Source organism: Ruegeria sp. HKCCD9138 (assembly GCF_057220975.1).
In genome coordinates, this window is the sequence record NZ_JBWVAZ010000004.1 from 49,065 (window position 1) to 70,814 (window position 21,750).

Annotated in this window: 19 protein-coding genes; 10 read left to right on the forward strand and 9 right to left on the reverse strand. The window is 58.9% G+C overall.

All coding sequences use genetic code 11. From position 1 onward, the window contains the following. Positions 1 to 46 precede the first annotated feature (46 nt). The 3 genes from AC2TEL_RS08245 to AC2TEL_RS08255 all read left to right on the forward strand — a co-directional run bounded on the left by AC2TEL_RS08245 (position 47) and on the right by AC2TEL_RS08255 (position 2,994). Positions 47 to 403, forward strand: coding sequence for a VOC family protein (locus AC2TEL_RS08245; RefSeq protein WP_480843550.1), 357 nt, complete (start codon positions 47 to 49; stop codon positions 401 to 403). Between the two features lie 107 nt (positions 404 to 510). Continuing rightward, positions 511 to 1,788, forward strand: coding sequence for a DUF3422 family protein (locus AC2TEL_RS08250; protein WP_480903147.1), 1,278 nt, complete (start codon positions 511 to 513; stop codon positions 1,786 to 1,788). Between the two features lie 69 nt (positions 1,789 to 1,857). Continuing rightward, positions 1,858 to 2,994 (forward strand): MFS transporter, encoded by a 1,137-nt coding sequence (locus tag AC2TEL_RS08255; protein ID WP_480903149.1) that lies wholly within the window; start codon positions 1,858 to 1,860, stop codon positions 2,992 to 2,994. 7 nt (positions 2,995 to 3,001) lie between these two features. Here AC2TEL_RS08255 and AC2TEL_RS08260 read toward each other — a convergent pair whose 3' ends face one another. From AC2TEL_RS08260 to AC2TEL_RS08270, 3 genes are all read right to left on the reverse strand, one after another. Then, positions 3,002 to 3,982, reverse strand: a complete 981-nt coding sequence (locus AC2TEL_RS08260; protein WP_480843544.1) for an ABC transporter permease — start codon at positions 3,980 to 3,982, stop codon at positions 3,002 to 3,004. Further along, positions 3,975 to 4,982, reverse strand: coding sequence for an ABC transporter permease (locus AC2TEL_RS08265; RefSeq protein ID WP_480843542.1), 1,008 nt, complete (start codon positions 4,980 to 4,982; stop codon positions 3,975 to 3,977). The genes AC2TEL_RS08260 and AC2TEL_RS08265 overlap by 8 nt, the downstream gene beginning before the upstream one ends. 94 nt (positions 4,983 to 5,076) lie before the next feature. Beyond that, positions 5,077 to 6,783 (reverse strand): peptide ABC transporter substrate-binding protein, encoded by a 1,707-nt coding sequence (locus tag AC2TEL_RS08270; protein ID WP_480843541.1) that lies wholly within the window; start codon positions 6,781 to 6,783, stop codon positions 5,077 to 5,079. 285 nt (positions 6,784 to 7,068) lie between these two features. Between AC2TEL_RS08270 and AC2TEL_RS08275 the strand changes: the two genes are divergently transcribed. The 5 genes from AC2TEL_RS08275 to AC2TEL_RS08295 are packed head-to-tail and all read left to right on the forward strand — an operon-like array spanning position 7,069 to position 13,613. Beyond that, positions 7,069 to 8,889 carry an ABC transporter ATP-binding protein gene (locus tag AC2TEL_RS08275; RefSeq protein ID WP_480903151.1) on the forward strand — a complete coding sequence of 607 codons (1,821 nt, stop codon included), beginning with the start codon at positions 7,069 to 7,071 and terminating at the stop codon, positions 8,887 to 8,889. 5 nt (positions 8,890 to 8,894) lie between these two features. After that, entirely contained in the window at positions 8,895 to 10,061 is a 1,167-nt protein-coding gene (argE, locus tag AC2TEL_RS08280) for an acetylornithine deacetylase (RefSeq protein ID WP_480903153.1), read from the forward strand. 25 nt (positions 10,062 to 10,086) lie between these two features. Beyond that, positions 10,087 to 11,253 carry a M20 aminoacylase family protein gene (locus AC2TEL_RS08285; RefSeq protein WP_480843536.1) on the forward strand — a complete coding sequence of 389 codons (1,167 nt, stop codon included), beginning with the start codon at positions 10,087 to 10,089 and terminating at the stop codon, positions 11,251 to 11,253. Positions 11,254 to 11,268: 15 nt separating this feature from the next. After that, entirely contained in the window at positions 11,269 to 12,432 is a 1,164-nt protein-coding gene (locus AC2TEL_RS08290; protein ID WP_480903155.1) for a M20 aminoacylase family protein, read from the forward strand. A gap of 17 nt (positions 12,433 to 12,449) precedes the next feature. After that, entirely contained in the window at positions 12,450 to 13,613 is a 1,164-nt protein-coding gene (locus AC2TEL_RS08295; protein ID WP_480903157.1) for a M20 aminoacylase family protein, read from the forward strand. Between the two features lie 64 nt (positions 13,614 to 13,677). On the opposite strand, the gene AC2TEL_RS08300 is transcribed toward AC2TEL_RS08295, so the two are convergent. Both AC2TEL_RS08300 and moaA read right to left on the reverse strand, forming a co-directional pair. Further along, entirely contained in the window at positions 13,678 to 15,003 is a 1,326-nt protein-coding gene (locus tag AC2TEL_RS08300) for a 3-deoxy-D-manno-octulosonic acid transferase (protein ID WP_480903159.1), read from the reverse strand. 1 nt (position 15,004) lies between these two features. Next, positions 15,005 to 16,012, reverse strand: coding sequence for a GTP 3',8-cyclase MoaA (gene moaA, locus AC2TEL_RS08305; protein WP_480903160.1), 1,008 nt, complete (start codon positions 16,010 to 16,012; stop codon positions 15,005 to 15,007). A gap of 90 nt (positions 16,013 to 16,102) precedes the next feature. Between moaA and AC2TEL_RS08310 the strand changes: the two genes are divergently transcribed. Continuing rightward, positions 16,103 to 16,519, forward strand: coding sequence for a hypothetical protein (locus AC2TEL_RS08310; RefSeq protein WP_480903162.1), 417 nt, complete (start codon positions 16,103 to 16,105; stop codon positions 16,517 to 16,519). Here AC2TEL_RS08310 and AC2TEL_RS08315 read toward each other — a convergent pair. The 4 genes from AC2TEL_RS08315 to glmU are packed head-to-tail and all read right to left on the reverse strand — an operon-like array spanning position 16,507 to position 20,924. Further along, positions 16,507 to 17,196 (reverse strand): DNA alkylation repair protein, encoded by a 690-nt coding sequence (locus tag AC2TEL_RS08315; RefSeq protein ID WP_480903164.1) that lies wholly within the window; start codon positions 17,194 to 17,196, stop codon positions 16,507 to 16,509. The genes AC2TEL_RS08310 and AC2TEL_RS08315 overlap by 13 nt on opposite strands. Next, on the reverse strand, positions 17,196 to 17,738 hold the full coding sequence (locus tag AC2TEL_RS08320; protein WP_480843522.1) for a pyridoxamine 5'-phosphate oxidase family protein: 543 nt from the start codon (positions 17,736 to 17,738) through the stop codon (positions 17,196 to 17,198). The genes AC2TEL_RS08315 and AC2TEL_RS08320 overlap by 1 nt, the downstream gene beginning before the upstream one ends. Before the next feature lie 3 nt (positions 17,739 to 17,741). Beyond that, positions 17,742 to 19,565, reverse strand: a complete 1,824-nt coding sequence (glmS, locus tag AC2TEL_RS08325; RefSeq protein WP_480903166.1) for a glutamine--fructose-6-phosphate transaminase (isomerizing) — start codon at positions 19,563 to 19,565, stop codon at positions 17,742 to 17,744. Positions 19,566 to 19,568: 3 nt separating this feature from the next. Continuing rightward, positions 19,569 to 20,924, reverse strand: coding sequence for a bifunctional UDP-N-acetylglucosamine diphosphorylase/glucosamine-1-phosphate N-acetyltransferase GlmU (gene glmU / locus AC2TEL_RS08330; protein WP_480843519.1), 1,356 nt, complete (start codon positions 20,922 to 20,924; stop codon positions 19,569 to 19,571). Between the two features lie 132 nt (positions 20,925 to 21,056). Between glmU and AC2TEL_RS08335 the strand changes: the two genes are divergently transcribed. Then, entirely contained in the window at positions 21,057 to 21,728 is a 672-nt protein-coding gene (locus AC2TEL_RS08335) for an HAD-IA family hydrolase (RefSeq protein ID WP_480843517.1), read from the forward strand. The last annotated feature ends 22 nt before the right edge of the window (positions 21,729 to 21,750 follow it).

The following is a 21,750-nucleotide window of genomic DNA, read 5'->3' on the forward strand; positions in this document are numbered from 1 at the left end:
CGCCTTTTCTGTTTTTGCTGTACCCTGAAGTCACAGGAGGTGACGTATGGAGAAAGTCAACGGTATTGGCGGCCTGTTCTTCCGCGCCAAAGATCCGAAGGCATTGAGTGCATGGTACGAAAAACACCTGGGCGTTAATCACTACGATCCGGTGCCCTGGAAGCAACGTGAAGGGTACACCGTTTTTGCCCCCTTTGCGCAGGACACCGAGTATTTTGGGCGACCGGAACAGCAGTGGATGATCAATTTTCGGGTCGACGACATGGGCGCTATGATCACTCAGCTCGAAGAGGCCGGGATCCAGGTTGAAACCCGCGCAGAGTGGGACAGCGAGATCGGAAAATTCGCCCGCATTCACGATCCGGAAGGGAATCCAATAGAACTCTGGCAACCAAATCAATGAGATAGCGAGCTTGTATACCGATGTATCCTTGTAAGTATATGAAATAAAAAGATAATTGATGTATTGCATATGTGTCGTATAGTGCGCCGGACGAAGCGGAGCCCCAAATGACGCCAATAGACGACCATCCCCTGCGCTATGCGCTGGCCAATGAACTGCACGCGCGCCCTTTCCCGGTGGCGACAATGCCGTGCACGGTGGTCTTTCTGGCAATCAAGAAGCCGGAAGCCGCCGTTGCGCGGGATCGCAGCGAAGATCTGGCGCACCTGATCAACCTGCTGGATCGTCACGGTGCGCAGCACCCTCAGCCGGATGCCACGCACTACGCCGGTCAAATCGGGCGCCATTGGCTAAAGTGGGAGCAACATACCGAGTTCGTCACCTACACCGCGATTGCCCAGAACGTGAGTGATCGCGCGTTCAATCCGGCCGATTTCGAAGTCTTTCCGCCCGATTGGCTGATGGCAAGCCCGGGTCAGCGGGTCACGTCGGCTATGGTGCGCGTGATTGAACGCGAAAGTGACGAGGCGGTTAAATCCAAACTGCTGGATTGGTTCGAACCGGAAAGCCTCGCGGTGGCCCGAGTACTGGATGATACCGCCGTATGTGCCAGCGATTTTCGTATCGACCCGGCGGGCCATATGCGCTTTGCGTTGTTTGTGACCGAAGGCACAGGCGAACGCAGGACGGGCCGGATCGTCCAGCGCCTGTGCGAAATCGAAACCTATAAAGCGATGTCAATGTTGGGGTTCGCGCGCGTCAAACAACTGATGCCGCGTATCGGAGAGCTGGACGGGCAATTGACCCGATTGATGGGGCAGATGACCGACAACTCGGCGCAGCCTGACGCGTTGTTACAAGATCTGTTGTCGACTTCCATCGAACTCGAAACACTCTCGGCTCAGTGCTCTTTCCGGTTCGGAGCCACTGGTGCCTATGAAGCCATCGTCAACCAGCGGATCGAGGTTCTTCGTGAAGAGCGGTTTCAGGGCGGCCAGAACTTTGCCGATTTCATGATGCGTCGATACGACCCTGCGATCCGTACTGTAAAATCCACGGAACGCCGCCTGCAAGCACTGTCCGACCGGGCCATCCGAGCGGGAGAGTTGCTGCGAACGCGTGTGGATGTGGAACGCAGCGCTCAGAACCAGGCTTTGCTGGAAAGCATGGACCGACGCGCCGACCTTGCCCTGCGCCTGCAGCACACGGTCGAAGGGTTGTCGGTGGTTGCTATCAGTTACTATGCGGTCTCATTGGTTAGCTATTTGCTTTATCCGGTGACGCAAGTCGGGATCAGCAAAGGCATGTTGACGGCCGCGGTAACGATCCCGGTGGTACTGGGCGTCTGGTATGGGGTCCGGCAAATTCGAAAGCGGTTGGCATAAACGCCGTTTGCCAATCTCTGCGAGGTCTGTAGAACAGGCGTCGTTTGGCGGATTTCATGAGGATCTTCCGTGATCAGCATTGTGGCCGCATGGCGGGCTGTCGCTGCCATGTTCATCCTGAACGGTGCGCTGTTCGGTATCTGGGCGTCGCGTATCCCGGCCGTCCTTGACCGGCTGGACCTGACTCACGAGGCGCTGGGTTATGGCCTGCTGTTCATGGCCGCAGGGGCCGTATGCTCGTTTCCGATCACGGGGCGGCTGACGGACCGCTTCGGCGCAGTGGCCATCACGCGTGTGGTCGCGGTTCTTTACACGTTCTCTCTGATATTGCTGGCCTTGGCGGGTGGCTTCTGGGCCTTGGCTGCATTCCTGTTCATCTTTGGTGCCTTTCACGGCTCGATGGACGTAGCGATGAATGCGTGGGCAGCAGAGGTTGAGCGCACCTATGACAAGCCAGTCATGTCCTCGTTTCACGCAATGTGGAGCCTAGGGGCCGGGTTGGGGGCGCTCAGCGGGTATGCGGCTGTTCAGATGGGCCTGGCAGTGATCAGCCACTTTCTGCTGGCTGGGAGTATTGTCGTCGCGCTCGCCCTTGCCTTGTCCTGGGTTCGCTGGACATCGCGACGGTCCGAACTGTCAAAAGGATCGGTCTTTGCATTGCCATCCGGTGCATTGGTTCTGGTCGGGCTTACTGCCCTGTGCGGGGCTCTTGGCGAAGGCGCAGTTGCGGATTGGAGCGCGATATTTCTGCGTGATGTCACCGGCGCGGCAGAGAGCGTGGCCGCATTGGGATACGCCATCTTTTCGGTCACGATGGTGTCGTTCCGCCTTGCAGGCGGAGTGCTCATCGCTCGATTTGGGCCGGTCGCAACGGCCAGGTTCGGTGGTGTATGTGCTGCGCTGGGTGTGCTTTGCGTCGTCTCCACCGCAACTCCGCTGCTGGCTTTGGCCGGATTTGCACTTATGGGTGTGGGTTATGCCGTGATCATGCCGCTGGCGTTCAGTCGCGCGGCAAGTGATCCGGACGTTCCGCCTGGGCAGGCCATCGCGAGTGTTGCTACTCTGGGATACGGCGGATTACTAATCGGGCCGCCGCTGATTGGAATCTTGGCCGAGGTGCTGACTTTGCGGCTGGCCTTTGCAATCCTCTTGCCGTTGGCCATCCTGATCGTGGTTTTAGCCGGCGCGCTGCGGCACGCCGACTGAGTTTTCTTCAACGCCCGCGAATGCGCGGATCCAGTGCATCACGCAGGCCATCGCCGAGATAGTTGACGCTCAGCACGGTCAACGAGATAGCAAGGCCGGGCCAGAACACGCGTTCCGGGTATTGTTGCAGATAATCGACGCCGTCGAATAGCAAACGCCCCCAGGTCGGGAAATCCGGCGGGAAACCGAGGCCGAGGAAGGACAAAGCGCTTTCGGTGATGATCGCCGTGGCGATGCCCAGCGTTGCGGAAACCATGATTGGCGACAGCACGTTGGGAAGGATGTGGCGCGTAATGATTTGCGAGTTGCTGGTGCCGATGGACCGGGCGGCCAGAACGAACTCACGCTCCTTGATGGCCAGCACATCGCCGCGCACGATCCGTGCCGTCGGCATCCACGATGTGATCCCGATGGCGCAGACGATCAGGATGAAAATCCCGCGCTCCAGTCCGAAGGCAGCGGACAAAGGCTCGCGGAACAGCAGCATCATGACCAGCAGAAGCGGCAGCAAGGGCAGGGCCAGGAACAGGTCGGTCAGGCGCATCAGTGGGCCGTCCAGCCTCCGGAAGAACCCGGCCAGAACCCCAATGAGCGAGCCCAGTAGCAGCGCCAGAAGCATCGCGGTGATGCCCACCGAAACCGAGGTTTGCCCGCCTGACATCATCCGCGCCAGGATATCGCGGCCCAGTTGGTCGGTCCCGAACGGGTGCGTCCAGCTTGGCCCCTGATTGCGCGCGCGAATGTCGATCTGCGTGGGATCAATGCTCCAGAGATACGGTCCCAGATAGACGCCGGCGACAATGAAGATGAACAGGATCGCCCCGATCATCGCTCCCTTGTGAGTCTTGAACTGGTCCCAGACGTCGCGCCATTGGCTGCGGGGCGGGGTGGCCAGTTCCTCCATCACGTCAGTGGTTGGCAGAGCGGTCGAAGCGGGGGCCAGACCTTCGTCGGGGACCAGGGAATCCGTGCGATCATGATCAGTCATAGCGAATCCTCGGGTCCAGAATGCCATACAGAACGTCTGCGATCAGGTTGAACAGCACGATGAGTACGGCAAAGATGAAGGTCAGGGTTTGCACCATCGGAAGGTCATTGGCCTGAATGGCACCGATCAGCAACTGGCCAATACCGTTCACCTTGAACACCTGCTCGGTGATGATGGCACCGCCGAAGATGGCTGGGATACCCAGCGCGATCACGGTGACCACGGGAATCATCGAGTTTCGCAGCACGTGAACCATGACCACGGTGTATTCACTCAGCCCCTTGGCGCGGGCGGTTCGGACGTAATCCTGATTTAGGTTGTCCAGCATCGAGGCACGCATGAACCGGCTGAGCTGCGCGGTGATCTGAAGCGCCAAGACCATGACCGGCATGATCATCTGCTTCAATTGCACCACGAAGCTGTCCCAATCATTCACCACATGCGTAGTGTCATAGATTGACGGAAACCAGCCTAGCTGAACCGAGAAGATCACGATCACCAGTACGCCCGAGAAGAAGGGCGGAACCGAGAATCCGACCATCGACACAAAGGTTCCCATCTGATCGAACCAGGAATACTGGCGATAAGCCGAATAGATGCCGATGGGCAGGGCGATCAGGATGGCGACCACATAGGCGGTGCCAACAACCCACAGGGTCTGCGGGATACGCTGAACCACGATGTCCATGACGGGCGAGCGGGTCTGCCACGAAATCACGCGCAGGTCACCTTCGGAGAAAGTCGTGCCAAAGATATGGTCGATCAGAACCTGCGGTTCGATCCAGAAGAACTGCACGATCCATTTCCAGAACCGGATATGCATCGGCTGACCGAGGCCAAGGGCCTCGCGCATCTTCTCTTTGACTTCGGGGGGAACGGTGAGCGGTACCTGCGCCATCGGATCGCCAGGTGCGAATTCGAGGAGCAGGAAGATGACGAGGCTGATGAACAGCAGTGTTGGAACTGCCAGGATCAGTCGTCTGATCGTAAAGTTGAGCATTAAGAGGCGCCTTTATATGCGTCTTCTTGTTGGTGGAATGTGCGAAAATCCGCGCCCCGAAAGGGATCGGGGCGCGGCTTTGCAAGCTTTACGCTTAGGAACCGGTTTTACGGTACCAGTCAGCGATGTTCCACAGTTCGCTGTCCCAGACGTTCAGGACAACACCACCCAGCGTGTTCGAATGCGCCGACAGACGGCCACGGTGTACCAGCGGGATCATGCCGCCGTTCTGAACCATGATGTCGTTCAGCTGCTTCGCGATCTCGGCGCGCTGCTCAAGACCGGCGGTCTCGGCCAGCTGACCGTGCAGCTTGTCGAACTCCTCGTTGCAGAAGCGGCTGATGTTTTCGCCCTGCCACTGCGTATCGGGACGCGGAGCCTTGTCGCACAGGCCGTTGCCCAGATAGGACTGCGGGTCAGTGCCGTTGAAGGTGTTGGCGTACATCTCGACGTCGGCGTAGAACTTCTGGAAGGTGTCGGGCGAGCCCGGGTCACCGCCGAAGAAGACCGATGCGTTGATGTTGCGCAGCTCGGTTTCGATGCCGATCTGGCTCCACCATTCCTTGATCAGCGCCTGGAAGTCCTGACGAACGGCGTTGGTCGAGGTCTGGTAGACGATTTTCAGCGGAACGCCGTCTTTTTCACGAACGCCGTCGCCGTTGGTGTCGACAATGCCTGCATCGTCCAGCAGTTTCTTCGCGCCTTCGATATCCTGTGTGTCGCAGGTCATCGTTGTCGAGTTGAATGCAGCCGGGGCCGGAACCCAGTTACAAGTGACCTTACCGGCCTGCCCGTAGCCGATTTCCACCAGCAGCGGACGGTCGATGGCCAATGACATCGCCTTGTAGACAGCCGGATCGGTCAGGAACGGATGCGGATGCGCAGCGGTCGAACGCTCGCCTTCCGGCAGATCGGGCGACGGGTTGGTCTGGTTCAGCATGAGGCGCTCGACCAGCGGACCGAAGCCTGCGACCGGGGTGCCTTTGCCGCCCTCCTGCATCTGCGCGATCACTTCCGGCGCCAGCTGCAGGTTCCAGGCATAGTCGAACTCGCCGGTTTCCATGACGGCGCGGCCCGCAGCGGTTGCATCGCCGCCGCCTTTGAAGGTCACGGTGGCAAAGGCCGGTTTGTTCGGATCACGGTAGTTGTCATTGGCCTTGAAAGTGATCACGTCGTTCGGCTTGAACTCGGTGACGACAAACGGGCCGGTGCCGATCGGGTTGAAGTTCTGCTCGGTACACTCAGGAGCTTTCGCGCCCACGCAATCCGCGAACTGTGCGGCCTGAATGATCGGGCTTTCACCACCAACGAACGGGCCGTAGGGGAAAGGAGTCGGCGCATCGAACGTAACTTTGACGGTCATGTCATCCACGGCCTCGACCGAAGTTACGCCTTCGAACTTGGTCACCTGCGCGCAACCGCCTTCGGGGTGCATGCAGTAATCCGCGGTGAATTTCACGTCGGCCGATGTGAACGGCGTACCGTCCGACCAGGTGATTCCAGGTGCGATTTTCCAGGTGATCGAAGTCAGGTCTTCGCTGACGCCACCATTTTCAACGGTCGGAATCTCGGCGGCCAGATAGGGCACCATGTTGCCATCCTGGTCGTACCGGGCCAGAGGCTCGATCACCAGCGAGGCCGATTCCACATCCTTGGTGCCACCCGACAGGAACGGGTTCAGAATCGAAGGCGCCTGCCAGTAGATGATGCTGACATTGCCGTCCGATCCGCGCTCGGCAAAGGCCATCGGGGCCATAGCCGTGCTGGCAATCGCACCAAGCAAAAGGGTTTTGATTTTCATCATACACTCCATGTTGGACACGTGCGTGTCTCGATTATTTCCGCAAGGCCTGCGGACTAGGCGTTGCCGCGTTTGGGTGTAAGACGCTGAATTGAAACGTAAATGCAATCTACGCTTCGTCAAATCCGTCCTCTCCCAAATACGGTTACGCGGCGTATCGAAACAGAGTTTCCGAAAATTGCAAGCCTTGCCGCAGCGAAATCCTGCAATGGGTTTGACTTTTCCCGCCTCGGCGACTTAGCGTTTGGCAACCAAAAAACATAAGCCGCCAAGGGGAGCGTGCACGTGCTGGATCAGCCAATTGCCCAGATCAAGAAACTTCGGGTCGAATTTCAAACCAAGGACGGGCCCGTGGTCGGGGTCGAAGACGTCTCGTTCGAGGTGAAGCCGGGGGAAACCGTTTGCATCGTTGGCGAATCGGGCTCGGGCAAGTCTGTTTCCTCTCTGTCGCTGATGCGGCTGGTCGAGTTCGGCGGCGGCGAAATCGCAGGTGGTCAATTGCTGTTCGACCGGCGCGATGGCGAAGAGATGGATCTGTCCAAGGCCGATCAGGATCTGATGAAACAGATTCGGGGTAACGAGATCGGAATGATCTTTCAGGAGCCAATGACGGCGCTGAACCCGGTGTTCACGGTCGGTCGGCAACTGACGGAAGGTTTGCGAATCCACAAGGATATGAACAAAACCGATGCCGAGGCGCGGGCGCTTGAACTGTTGCGTCAGGTCCGCATACCCGAGCCCGAACGACGCCTGAAGCAATATCCACATGAATTGTCCGGCGGGATGCGCCAGCGCGTAGTGATCGCGATGGCCATGGCGTGTGAGCCGCGTCTGCTGATCGCAGACGAACCGACAACCGCACTGGACGTCACCATTCAGGCCGAAATTCTGGCCCTGATGGACCGGCTCAAGCGGGAAACCGGCACGGCGGTTATGTTCATCACCCATGACATGGCGGTGGTTGCTCAAATGGCTGACCGCGTTGTGGTCATGTTCCGCGGCAACAAGGTCGAAGAAGGTACGGTCAACGAAATCTTCGAGAACCCGCAGCATGAATACACCAAGGCCCTGCTGGCGGCGGTGCCGAAACTGGGAGAGATGCAGGGCAAATCGGCGCCCGAACCAATGAAACTGCTGGGTGTCGAAGGTCAAAAAATCGCGCCCATTCCGGGCACCGAAGATGTGCTGTTAACCGTCAAGAACCTGACCACACGCTTCGCGGTCAAAGGCGGGTTGCTGCGGCGGACCATTTCCAACGTGCACGCGGTCGAGGATGTCTCGTTCACGCTGAACAAGGGGCAGACGCTAAGCCTGGTGGGTGAGTCCGGGTGCGGAAAGTCTTCGGCGGGGCGTTCAATCCTGCGGTTGGTCGAGCCGATGTCGGGCGAGGTCAACCTGGACGGGCTTGATATCATGAAGCTGGATCAGGCCGGTCTGCGCAAGGCGCGGCTGGACATGCAGATGATATTTCAGGATCCATTCGCTTCGCTGAACCCGCAGATGCAACTGGTCGACCAGGTCGCGGAACCGATGCGAAACTATGGAGTGGCATCGGGGTCAGAGCTGCAGGACCGTGTCGCGCAACTGTTTGAAAAGGTGCAGCTGCCGCGCAGTTTCATGCGCCGATTCCCGCACGAAATGTCGGGCGGCCAGCGTCAGCGGATCGCAATTGCGCGCGCCCTGGCCCTGAATCCCAAGCTGATCATTGCGGATGAAGCCGTGTCGGCCCTGGACGTATCAGTGCAGGCACAGGTTTTGAACCTGATGATGGAACTGCAGGCAGAGCTTGGCCTCAGCTATCTGTTCATCAGCCATGACATGGCGGTGGTTGAACGGGTCAGCCATCAGGTGGGTGTTATGTATCTGGGGCGGATCGTTGAACTTGGCCCGCGCGCGCGGGTTTTCGAGAACCCGCAGCACCCGTACACGCAGGCGCTGATGAAGGCCGTTCCGATCGCTGATCCGAACAAACGCAAATCGGAAAAAGACCTGAATTTCAAGCCGATCCCGTCACCAATTCATCCAATCGGCTACAGGCCAGAACCATCTGAATACCGCGAAGTCGAACCGGGCCATTTTATCCTGACCACCGACAGCGGGTATTGATCAGAATGCCAGTACGCCTGACTCCGCTTGAGATCATGACCAAGTTGATCTCATTCCCGACAGTCAGCCGCGTCAGCAACCTGCCGTTGATTGATTGGGTCGAAGATTATCTGCGCGACCACGGGATCGAAGCGCATCGCTGGCCCGACCCGGACCAACCGCACAAGGCTGCTCTGTATGCCCATGTCGGGCCCTGGGAAGAGGGCGCTGTTGTCCTGTCGGGACATACGGACGTTGTGCCAGTAGATGGACAACCATGGGACACGGATCCGTTCACAGTCACTGAGGAGGGCGGCAAGTATTTCGGCCGCGGCACCTGCGACATGAAGGGATTCGATGCGCTGGCGATCTGGGCACTGGTCGAAGCGCACCACTTCGGCGTCAAACGCCCGCTGCAACTTGCGCTGAGCTTTGACGAAGAGGTTGGATGCACCGGCGCCCCTCCGATGATCAAGGCAATGCAGGGGGTGGTGCCCAAGGGCTCGGCCGTGATCGTTGGCGAACCGTCGATGATGCAGGCCGTCACGGGCCACAAAGGTGGCTTTGGCTACGATACCCATGTGGTCGGATTTGAGGTTCACAGCTCGATCATGCACACTGGTGTGAACGCGATCATGGAAGCGGCACCACTGATTGATTGGGCGAATGAACAGAACGCCAAGAACAGGGCCGCCCAACCCAGCGAAATCGCGGCCATTTTCAACCCGCCCTGGACCACTTGTCATGTCGGCATGATCGAAGGTGGTACTGCCCATAACATCACCGCCAAGGATTGCCGTTTCATGATGGATTTCAGGGTGGTGCCCGGCGAAGCTGCTTCGGATTGGCGTAAGGCCTATATGGAGCGCGTCGAGGCGGCCGAGGCCCGGATGCAGGCCGTCCACCCGGAGGCGCGCATCGAAGTTGCTGAAACCTTCGCGGTTCCTGCTTTGGTCCCGGAAAAGAATGGCGAGGCCGAGGCATTGGTGCGATCTTTGACCGGCGACAACGCCACTCACGTGGTCAGTTATGGAACCGAGGCCGGGCAATTTCAGGAGGCCGGGTATTCAGCAGTGATCTGCGGGCCCGGTGATATTGCGCAGGCCCATCAGCCAAACGAATTCATCACCATCGCGCAATTCAACGAAGGTCAGAAATTTATGGAACGCCTGGTACAGAGGGTGTCTCAGTAACCAGCCTGTCAGGAGGAGATCAAAGATGCCCGTCAAGAACCGACTTGCCGAAATGCATGGCGAGATCACCAAATGGCGCCGTCATCTGCATGCGCATCCTGAGCTGATGTATGACGTACATGAGACTGCAGGGTTTGTTGTGGAACGGCTCAAAGATTTCGGGGTCGACGAGATCACTCCGGGCATCGGCAAAACCGGTGTAGTGGCCGTGATCCGTGGGCGAGAGGATTCGAGCGGTCGAGTGATCGGCTTGCGTGCCGACATGGACGCTTTGCCCATCGAAGAAGCAACCGGGGTAGAGTATGCCTCGACCGTTTCGGGCAAGATGCACGCCTGCGGACATGACGGCCACACCTCGATGCTGCTGGGCGCTGCGCAATATCTGGCCGAGACGCGGAATTTCGACGGGACTGTGGTTCTGATCTTTCAACCGGCTGAAGAAGGTGGCGCCGGCGGATTGGCCATGTGTCAGGATGGCCTGATGGAACGCTGGGGTATTCAGGAAGTCTACGGCATGCACAACATGCCGGGACTTCCGGTTGGAGAGTTCGCGATCCGGCCCGGTGCTCTGCTGGCGTCCTCCGATGAGTTCGAGATTGTCGTGACCGGCAAAGGGGGGCATGCGGCGGCACCCCATGATGCCGTCGACACAACGCTTGTGGCGTCGCATATTGTCGTGGCTTTGCAATCGGTTGTGTCGCGCACCGTCGATCCGATCAAACGCGTTGTATTGACCGTAGGTACGTTTGAAACTGACAGCGTCGCCTCAAATGTCATCGCCCACACCGTAAGGTTGCAAGGGACTGTCAGAACACTTGATCCGGAGTACCGCTCGATTGCCGAAGTGCGCGTGCGACGGATTGCCGAGGACACAGCCTCGGCCTTTGGTGCGTCTGCTCAGGTAACGTGGACACCCGGCTATCCGGTTACCGTGAACTCGGAAGCTGAAACCAACTACGCCTCCGAGGCCGCGCAGGCCGTGGCAGGCAAGGTCAACGACAACACCGATCCGATCATGCCGTCAGAAGATTTCGCCTACATGCTTGAAGAACGGCCCGGAGCCTACATCTTTATCGGGAACGGGGATACGGCCATGTGCCACCACCCGGAATACAATTTCGACGACGACGCCATTCCTGCAGGGTGCAGCTGGTTTGCTGAGCTCGTGGAACGACGATTGCCCGTCGCCTAAATCAGGGAGAATGACATGCCGATCAAGAACCGCCTTGCAGAGATGCACGAAGAAATCACCGGTTGGCGGCGTGACATTCATCAACACCCCGAGATCCTGTATGACACCCACCGCACGAGTGCGCTGGTAGCGGAAAAGCTGAAAGAGTTCGGCTGCGATGAAGTTGTGACCGGGATCGGGCGCACCGGTGTCGTGGGCGTCATCAAAGGCAAGACCGATACACAGGGCCGCGTGATCGGGTTGCGCGCGGATATGGATGCGCTGCCAATGCAGGAACAGACTGGCCTGGAATATGCATCCAAAACCGACGGTGCGATGCACGCCTGCGGGCACGACGGGCATACCGCCATGGTTCTTGGCGCTGCAAAATACCTGGCCGAAACTCGGAACTTTGATGGCACAGCCGTGGTGATCTTCCAGCCCGCCGAAGAAGGTGGAAACGGCGCTGAAGCGATGTGCAAGGACGGTTTGATGGATCGTTTCGGCATTCAGGAAGTCTATGCCATGCACAACGTACCGGGTGTGCCCACCGGCCAGTTTGCCATTCGGTCCGGGCCTTTGCTGGCGGCAGCGGATGAATTTGACATTCATCTGGAAGGACACGGCGGGCACGCGGCGAAACCGCACGATACTGTCGATACCACTGTAATGCTGTCTCAGCTGATCGTTGCGTTGCAGACAATCGTGTCGCGCAATACCGACCCGACATTGCAGGCCGTTCTGTCCGTAACGTCAGTGGAGACTTCGTCCAAGGCATTCAACGTGATCCCGCAATCTGCGCAGATACGCGGTACCGTGCGCACGCATTCCAATGAAATGCGCGATTTGATCGAAATGCGGCTGAAAGAGGTTGTGCCTGGTATTGCAGAAACCTTCGGCGGAACTGCCAAAGTTGGCTATACCCGTGGTGTACCAGTGACGATCAATGCCGAAAAACAAACAGGTTACGCAGCCGAGGCTGCAATCTCCGTCGGTGGCAGTTGCGATCAGGCTCCGATGGTTATGGGGGGCGAGGATTTCTCGTTCATGTTGGAAGAACGCCCCGGCGCCTTCATTGTGCTCGGCAATGGAGACAGTGCCGGGCTGCACCACCCAGAATACAATTTCAATGACGAAATCATCCCGATGGGATGTTCCTGGTTTGCTGAAATGGTCGAGCGCCGGATGCCGGCTGCTTGAGTGAGGAGAGAGAAGAGATGCCAGTCAAGAACCGCTTTGCCGAGTTGCAGGACGAAATCACTGCGTGGCGGCAGGATATTCACGAAAACCCAGAAATTCTGTTTGAAACCCATCGCACCAGTGCGCTGGTCGCCGACAAACTAAAAGAATTCTGTTGCGACGAGGTTGTAACTGGCATTGGCCGCACCGGTGTCGTGGGCGTCATCAAAGGCAAGACCGACACCAAGGGCAAGGTCATCGGTTTGCGCGCCGATATGGATGCGCTGCCGATTCATGAGGCGACCGGGCTGGACTATGCCTCGAAAACCGATGGGGCAATGCACGCCTGCGGTCATGATGGGCATACGGCGATGTTGCTGGGCGCGGCCAAGTATCTGTCCGAAACACGCAATTTCGACGGCACTGTTGTGGTCATCTTCCAGCCCGCTGAAGAAGGCGGCGGTGGGGGGCGCGAGATGTGTGAAGACGGGATGATGGAACGCTGGAACATCCAGGAGGTCTATGGGATGCACAACTGGCCCGGCAAGCCGGTCGGCAGTTTCTCGATCCGGCCCGGTTCGTTCTTTGCGGCAACCGATCAGTTCGATATCACCTTCGAAGGACGAGGTGGTCATGCCGCGAAACCTCATGAAACGGTGGATACCACGATCATCGCGGCCAAAGCCGTGCTGGCATTGCAGACCATCGCGTCGCGAAACGCAGATCCGATCGATCAGGTTGTGGTTTCGGTGACGTCCTTCGAGACCTCTTCAAAGGCGTTCAACGTCATACCGCAGACAGTTCAGATCAAGGGCACCGTCCGCACCATGAGCAAAGAGATGCGTGATCTGGCCGAGAAGCGGATCAACGAGATTTGCAACGGCATTGCCGCGACTTTCGGAGGTGCGGCGGATGTGACGTATATCCGCGGCTACCCGGTCATGGTGAACAGTGAAGAGCAGACCGAATTCGCGGCCAAGGTCGCGCGGTCGGTCTCTGGTGATTGCGAAGTGGCACCCCTGGTGATGGGGGGCGAGGATTTCGCCTTCATGCTGGAAGAGCGCCCGGGCGCCTATATCCTGGTGGGCAATGGTGACACTGCGATGGTCCATCACCCGGAGTATAACTTCAACGACGAGGCGATCCCTGCCGGCTGTAGTTGGTGGGCTGAGATCGTTGAACAGCGGATGCCAGCGGCTTGAAACTTGTGCAGGTAGGGGGCTCTGCCCCCGCCGCGCCTTGCGGCGCGACTCCCCCGGGATATTTTTAGCCAGATGAAGCAGGATCCGATTGCGTGGTCAGGTCCAGCGACTGACAAAGCGTGTCGATTACGTCGTCCAGCGCCGATTTCTGGGTGTTGACGCAAGATTTGGCAGCTTCGCGCGCCGCAGTGAGCGCGTTTTCATTTGATAGCCAAAGGGCCACGGCTTCGGTCAGCTCGGCGGCGGAGCGGGCTTCGACGGCTCCGCCGGTTTCAATCAGCGGTGCGAAGGTTTCGGCGAAGTTGAAATAGCCGGGTCCGGTAATGACAGCGGCGCCTGCCTGAGCTGGTTCAAAAGGGTTATGGCCGCCAATGTCCCTTAGGGAGCCGCCCAGAAAAACAATCGGGCAAAGGGCATACCAGGTGCCCAGTTCCCCCAGCGTATCCGCGACATAGACCTGTGTTTGTGTTGTGATGGGCTGGCCATCGCTTCGCAGTGCGCTGGTCAATCCTGCCGTTGCGATAAGGTTTGTAACGTCGCTGCGGCGCTCGGGGTGGCGCGGGATCAGGAACAGCAGCAGCTCCGGCCAGCGGCAAAGCAATTCGGCGTGGGCGGCCAGAACGGTTTCTTCTTCGCCTGCGTGCGTCGAGCTCGCGATCCAGACCGGACGGTTTGCAATCTGGGTGCCGATATCGGTCAGTGTCTTTTCATCGACCGGCAGCGGGTCGGACATGGACTTGAGGTTGGTTCCGGGCCGCACGCGATCGGTCGGAGCACCCATGGACAGAAGATTGGCCGCCGTTTGCTTGTTTTGGGTCAGGAATACCCGAAACTGGTTCAGAATGAAGCGTGCGGTTTTGGGCCGTTTTTTCCACCCGGTGACGGATTTCTCGGACAGGCGCGCATTCAGCAATGCCAGGGGAATACCCCGCTTTGCGCTTTCCACGATCAGCCGAGGCCAGATTTCGCTTTCGACAAAAACACCAGCATTCGGTTTCCAGTGATCCAGGAAGCGGCGCACCGGGCCTGCGGTGTCCAATGGCGGGTACTGGTGCCGTGTACGCGGCGGCAGGCGCTTTTCGATCAGCGCGGCTGACGTGGGTGTGCCTGAGGTGATGAGGAACTCGGCATCCGGTAGCCTTTTTGCCAGTCGCTTGATCAGGCTGAGGACCGAGAGGCTTTCACCAACACTGGCGGCGTGAAACCAGATCAGGCGGCCGTTCGGGCGGGGCGCACTGGCATGGCCCAGCCGTTCGCGTTGTCGCTGCGGGGGAACCTCTGCCGCCTCAAGCTTGTTGCGCACCGTTCGCCAAGCCAGCGGTGACAACAGAGAGGTCGCTGCGCAGTAGGTTTTGTAGATCAGCGTCGGACGCGTGTCCCTTGCGGGCATGTCAGCCGCCCGTGTGGCTCATGTGGCGTGTCATCTGACCATCGACAGCTTGGCGGGAATAGTCGAAATCATGTCCTTTGGGCTTGAGGCTGATGGCTGCGCGGATCGCGTCTTCCAGTGGTTCTTCCGTGTCCGGGTGATCGCGCAACGCGCCGCGCAGGTCGGCCATGTCCTCTTGCCCCAGGCACATATACAGCTCACCCGTGCAGGTCAGGCGCACCCGGTTGCAGCTTTCGCAGAAATTATGGCTGAGCGGTGTGATGAAGCCGATCTTCTGGCCCGTTTCGCCAAGCCGGACATAGCGCGCCGGCCCGCCTGTACGTTCGGCCAGATCAGTCACGCTGTAGTGGTTTTCGTATTCCTTGCGCACATCCTTGAGCGACCAGTATTGATCCAGACGGTCTTCGTTGCCGATATCGCCCATCGGCATGACCTCGATCCATGTCAGATCCATGTCTCGCTCGGCACACCATTCGGTAATGCGCGGCAGTTCCACTTCGTTGAAACCTTTCAGCGCGACCGTGTTGATCTTGACCCGAAGGCCGGCTTGTTGGGCGGCATCGATACCGTTCAACACCTGCTGGAGGCGGCCCCAGCGGGTAATATTGGCGAACTTGTCTTCATCCAATGTATCAAGCGAAACATTCACCCTTCGTACACCGGCGGCATACAGATCATCTGAGAAGCGATGCAACTGCGAGCCGTTGGTCGTGAGCGTCAGTTCTTTGAGCGCGCCGGTTTCGAGGTGCCGCGTCATGCTGTTGAAAAAGGTCATGATATTGCGACGCACCAAGGGCTCTCCGCCGGTGATGCGCAGCTTCTCGACACCGAGGCGAATGAAGGTGGAGCACATGCGATCCAGTTCTTCCAGCGTCAGCAGGTCTTTCTTGGGCAGAAAGGTCATGTTTTCCGACATGCAATAGACACAGCGGAAGTCGCAGCGGTCCGTGACGGAGACGCGTAGATAGGTGATGGCGCGGGCAAACGGGTCGATAAGCGGTGCTGTCATGGCTCATAGGTAAATCGGCAACCCCGCAGCGGCAAGGGCGAACTGTGCTTTGGGCTGGTACAGATGGGCGCAGGGCGCTACGTATCACGCATGAGATATGCGCTGATACCCCTGATCTTACTTGTATCGGGATGCGATGCGGTCCGCTCAACCTCGGATCGATGGTTCGGAGGAGCCGATCCGCAGCCTGAACCTGCACCCATTTCTGCTGAGGCCGAGCCCGAGGCGCAGCCAGCGGCCGTTTCTGAGGCAGGATGGGCCGGGCCAAGAACCACAATTGCCGGGCTGGGGGATCCGACAACGCCGGGCCGGTGGTTGCAGACGCCGTTGGTTGAAAGTGAAATCAACGGTCGCGTGGTCGTGCCGAAAACCGGCGCACAGGCTTATGTGACACTGGTGCCCGCAGCCGGACCGGCCGGGGGCGGTAGTCGCTTGTCGCTGGAGGCGATGCGCGCCTTGTTGCTGCCATTTGACGAGCTGGTTGAGCTTGAGGTCTATTCCAACTGATCGCGCAGGTATTTGCCGGCTTCTTTCCGGGCAAAGGGTTTCATGTCGCCGCCGTGCTGGTTCAGAAAAGAAATCACGCGCGCGGGGTCGTGTTTTGAAAGCTCGCGCAACCACCAGGCAACCGCCTTTTGAATGAACCAGTCCCGGTCGGGGACATAACCTGCTGCCCAACCCAATATGCGGTCGCGACGCAGCAGGTCGTCGGGCTTGGGATGGTTTTGCTTGGTCCACGGCAGGGTGGCCACCAAAGCAGCGCGCCGGGTCCACATGCGATCGGAGGTTGTCCAGGTTTCAACCTGATCCAAACGGGTCGGGTCCGCAGTCAGTCGTTTCTGCATGGCCATGCAGGCGTGATCGGCCACCGCCCAAGCGTCGAAATCAGGTAGCCAGCTTTGAAGCAGATCCCAGACTGCGTCGTCGGGCCTGATGCGCGCCTGTGTCAGCAGTTTGGCTGCGGCCAGCCGGCCTTCGTGGATGTCCGTTTGCCACAGAGCCCCGGCCAATGTCACCCGGTCGGGCACGGACAGTTCCCGGCGCCATGCCTTTGTCAGATCGTTCAAAATGGGATTCGAGACACCCAAAAATGGACGCTCGGCTTTGTGATACGCGGCCATCTGCACCGCCCGTTCCGGGTCGGCATGTGCCTTGATCTGATCCAGGTAAGTGTCCGGTGTCATCAGACGGAAACCCCGGTGGGTTTGCCATCGATGGTGTATTGGTTCTTCTCAACCCAATAGGCACGAATATCGTCGTCCGACTTGCCGTCGACCCATTTCTGCATTGTGTCCCGGTCTGCCCTGTACTCCATGAACGGCACCGCATAGCCGCACGAAGTCTGCACTAGGTCTATGGACATATCGTAGATTTGTCGCGCGCTGCGGTGGCCGGGGAAATGCCCGGCGAGCTCCGCCCAAACATCATCGGTGGCGTGGATCGTCCGAGCGGACCCATAGGTGCGCAGGATCAGCGGTCGGGTTGTGAACGAGCACCACATCAACGTCATACGGTTGACTTCAAGCAGATGCCCCGCAGTTTCATTGCCGCTGCCCGTCAGGTTCATCCATGCAATTCTGTTCGGTCCCAGAACGCGCAATGAATCCATGCCCTTAGGGGAAATATTGACCCGCCCGTCGGATCCCGCGGTTCCAACAAAGAACATGTGCTGTTCTTGGATGAACTTGCGATGGGCATCATCCAGTTCCGGGAATTGCTTGGCCATTTCTCACTCCACCGTCACGGATTTTGCAAGGTTGCGGGGCTGATCCACGTCCGTGCCTTTAGCGACGGCCGTGTGGTAGGCCAGCAACTGAGCCGGCACCGAATACAGGATCGGGGTCAGGTTGTGGTGGATATGCGGCATCCGGATCGTGCTCCAGACGCCGTCTTCAGCTTGCGAGATACCGTCATCATCCGAAACCAGGATCACTTTGCCCTTGCGCGCCATTACTTCTTGCATGTTCGACACCGTTTTGTCGAAGACCGCGTCGCGCGGCGCCATGACGACAACCGGCATATGCTTGTCTATCAGGGCGATGGGACCGTGCTTCAGCTCGCCCGAAGCATAGCCTTCGGCGTGTATATAGCTGATTTCTTTCAATTTCAGTGCGCCTTCCATCGCCAGCGGATACATCAGGCCACGCCCGAGGAACAGGACGTCGCGTGCCTCGGACAGGCGCTGGGCCGATTTCTTTATGGCACGGTTCTGGTCCAGCGCGGTGTTCAGAACCGAAGGCAGTCCGCGCAGGGCAGCCGCGTGATCAGCCAGTTCCTCTTCGGTCAGAGTACCCCGGTCACAGGCGGCCTTGAGCGCCAGCATCAGCAAGACGCTCAGCTGGCAGGTGAACGCCTTGGTCGACGCCACGCCGATTTCTACGCCCGCATGAATAGGCAGGGCAATATCGCTTTCCCGTGCAATCGAGCTTTCAGGTACATTCACGACCGAGACGATCTTGTCCGCTTTGCCTTCGCAATACCGAAGGGCTGCCAATGTGTCCGCCGTTTCGCCGGACTGGCTGACGAACAGGGCCAGCGTGCGGCTGGGGATCGGCGGTTCGCGGTAACGGAACTCGCTGGCGATATCGACTTCGACCGGCATTTGCGCGAGCTGTTCGAACCAGTATTTGGCGGTCAGGCAGGCATAGAACGCGGTGCCACACGCCACCATGGTCAGGCGATCCAGTTTGGCGAAATCAAGATCGGTGTCCGGCAGTACAACCTTGTTGCCGCCTGTCGGCAGGTAGGAGCGGACCGCCTCGGCCACCACAACGGGCTGCTCGGCGATTTCCTTGGCCATGAAGTGTTTGTGGCCGCCCTTGTCGGTGCGCGTCTGATCCAGTTTGATCCGGCGGATTTCACGATTGGCGATTTCGCCGGATTCGTTGCGAATTTCCAGCGAGGTGCGCGTCAGAACTGCCCGGTCGCCTTCTTCCAGATAGGTGATGCGGTCGGTAAGCGGAGCCAGTGCAATAGCGTCCGACCCCACGAACATTTCGCCGTCGCCGTGACCGACTGCCAGAGGGGAGCCCTTTCGCGCCGCAACGATCAGGTCATCCTCACCATCGAACAGAAAGGCCAGCGCGAAGGCGCCCTCCAGGCGGTCGATCGTCTTGAATGCTGCATCGACAGGGGACAGGCCGGCGCCCATGTAATGCTCGGTCAACAGAGCAACGGTTTCGGTATCTGTCTCGGTCTCGAACCCGATTCCATGCCCGGCCAGTTCGTCGCGCAGTTCGCGGTAATTCTCGACAATACCGTTATGCACGACAGCGACCGGTCCGGCCTTGTGAGGATGGGCGTTATTGACCGAGGGCGCGCCGTGCGTCGCCCAGCGGGTGTGGCCGATGCCGGATTTGCCGGGCAAGGGTTCATGCACCAGCAAATCGCTTAGGTTGACCAGTTTGCCAACCGCGCGCCGTCGTCCAAGCTGACCTTTGTTAACTGTCGCGATGCCTGCGCTGTCGTATCCACGGTATTCCAGCCGTTTCAGTGACTCGACCAAAATCGGGGCTGCTTCGTGCTGTCCCAATACGCCTACAATTCCACACATAAATCAGGCTCCTTTGTCGCGGCGAGCCTTTTTCGCCTTTAACACTTCAAACAATTTCCGGGCATAACCGGGTTTGTTGTCCTGCCGGGCGCGGGCCACGGCAAGGGCATCGGGTTCGACATCCCGTGTGACAACCGTTCCGGTTGCAGTCATTGCGCCATTACCCAGCGTAACAGGGGCAACCAGCATCGTGTTGGATCCTACAAAGACACCTTCGCCGATGGTCGTTTTGTGTTTCATCACCCCATCGTAATTGCAGGTGATAGTACCGGCGCCGATATTTGTCGCTGCGCCAACGGTGGCGTCCCCGATATAGCTCAGATGATTGACCTTGGCGCCTTCGGCGATCTCGGCGTTTTTGATTTCGACAAAGTTACCAATGCGCGCGTTTTCGGCCAGCTCGGTGCCGGGGCGCAGCCGCGCATAGGGGCCGACGATGGCACCGCGGCTGACATGGCACCCTTCGAGATGGGAAAATGCCCGGATCGTGGCGCCACTTTCGACGGTGACTCCGGGACCGAATACAACGTTGGGTTCGATCACGGTGTCGCGGCCAATCACTGTATCTGCCGCCAGGTAAACCGTTTCAGGGGCCATCAGGGTTACGCCCAGATCAAGCAGCTCAGCGCGCGCACGGTTCTGGAAAACAGCGTCGGCAGCGGCAAGATCAGCGCGTGAGTCAACGCCCAAGGTCTCTGCCTCGTCGCACTTGATGGCTGTGGCGGAAAGCCCGCGGGCATTGGCCAAAGCGGGTAGTGCGGTCAGATAATACTCGCCCGACGCGTTTTCATTGCTGACCTGATCAATCAGATCGAACAGCAGAGTCGCGTCACAGGCCAAGAGCCCACTGTTGGTAAACCGAATGGCGCGCTGTTCCTCGGTGGCGTCCTTGTATTCCACAATCTCGACCAGACGGTCGCCATCCATGATCAAACGGCCATAGCGAGGTTGGACCTCGGCGATGTCAAACCCCAGCATGACCAGATCGAATGACTTTCGGGCTTCGACCATGCGCTGCAAGGTTTCGGGATCGATGAATGGCGTGTCACCGAAAAGAACGATCACGTCGCCGCTGAACCCCTCCAGAGCGGCGCGTGTTTGTGCAACGGCATGTGCGGTGCCCAGTTGCTCCTCTTGCACGACAATCTGTGCAGTTTCATCCTCGTCCCGAACGGCTTTGGCCACCATTTCGGCCCCGTGGCCCGTGACAATCACCGTGCGCTCGGGCGACAGAACGGCACCGGCGCGCATGGCATGGATCAGCATCGGTGCCTGGGCTATCGGGTGCAGGACCTTTGGAATTTCCGAATTCATCCTGGTGCCTTTTCCGGCTGCAAGGATGACAAGGGCAATACTCATGAACTCGTTTTCTCTTTTGTTTTGATGCGGACCGTTTTATCCGCTGGGGGCAAAGGCGCAAGCGGTTCAGCCATCAAAGAAGATTGCCGTTTGCAACAGTACTTGGCGGAAACTCGCCGGAACGGAGGCAGAATGCGCACGGTGATCTTTGATCTTGACGGAACTTTGGCGGACACTTCGGGCGATTTATTGGCCGCTGCCAATCATTGTTTCCGGCACATGGGTCATGGTGATGTTCTGAACCGTCCACAGGACGCGGCGGTCGCTTTGCGCGGTGGGCGCATGATGCTGGCGCACGGGCTGGAAAGGGTAGGGGCCTTTGCCGAGGACACCGTCGCCGACTACTATCCGGTATTACTGGATGCCTACGCGCAGGCCATCGATACGCACACGCAATTCTATCCCGGCGCACTTGAGGCGGTTGAGGCCCTGAAAGCCGCTGGGTACGGTGTTGGCATCTGCACGAACAAGCCCGAAGCCCTTGCCGATCTGCTGCTGACCCGCATGGGCGTGCGTGACCAGTTCTCCTCGCTGGTGGGGGCGGACACATTGCCTGTCCGCAAACCCGACCCCGAGCCCCTGCGTGAAGCCGCACGGCGTGCCGGAGGGCACCCTGAGCATTGCGTATTGATCGGCGATTCCGACACCGACCGAAACACGGCGCGCGCGGCCGGCGTGCCATCGGTGTTGGTCACATTTGGCCCGTCAGGCGAGGATATGGCCGCGTTGGAACCCGAGGCGTTGCTGCATCATTTCGACGATCTCGCAGAATTGGTGCCCGGTCTTATCGGTGCCGCCGCATGATCCCTTGACCCTGCTTCGACGC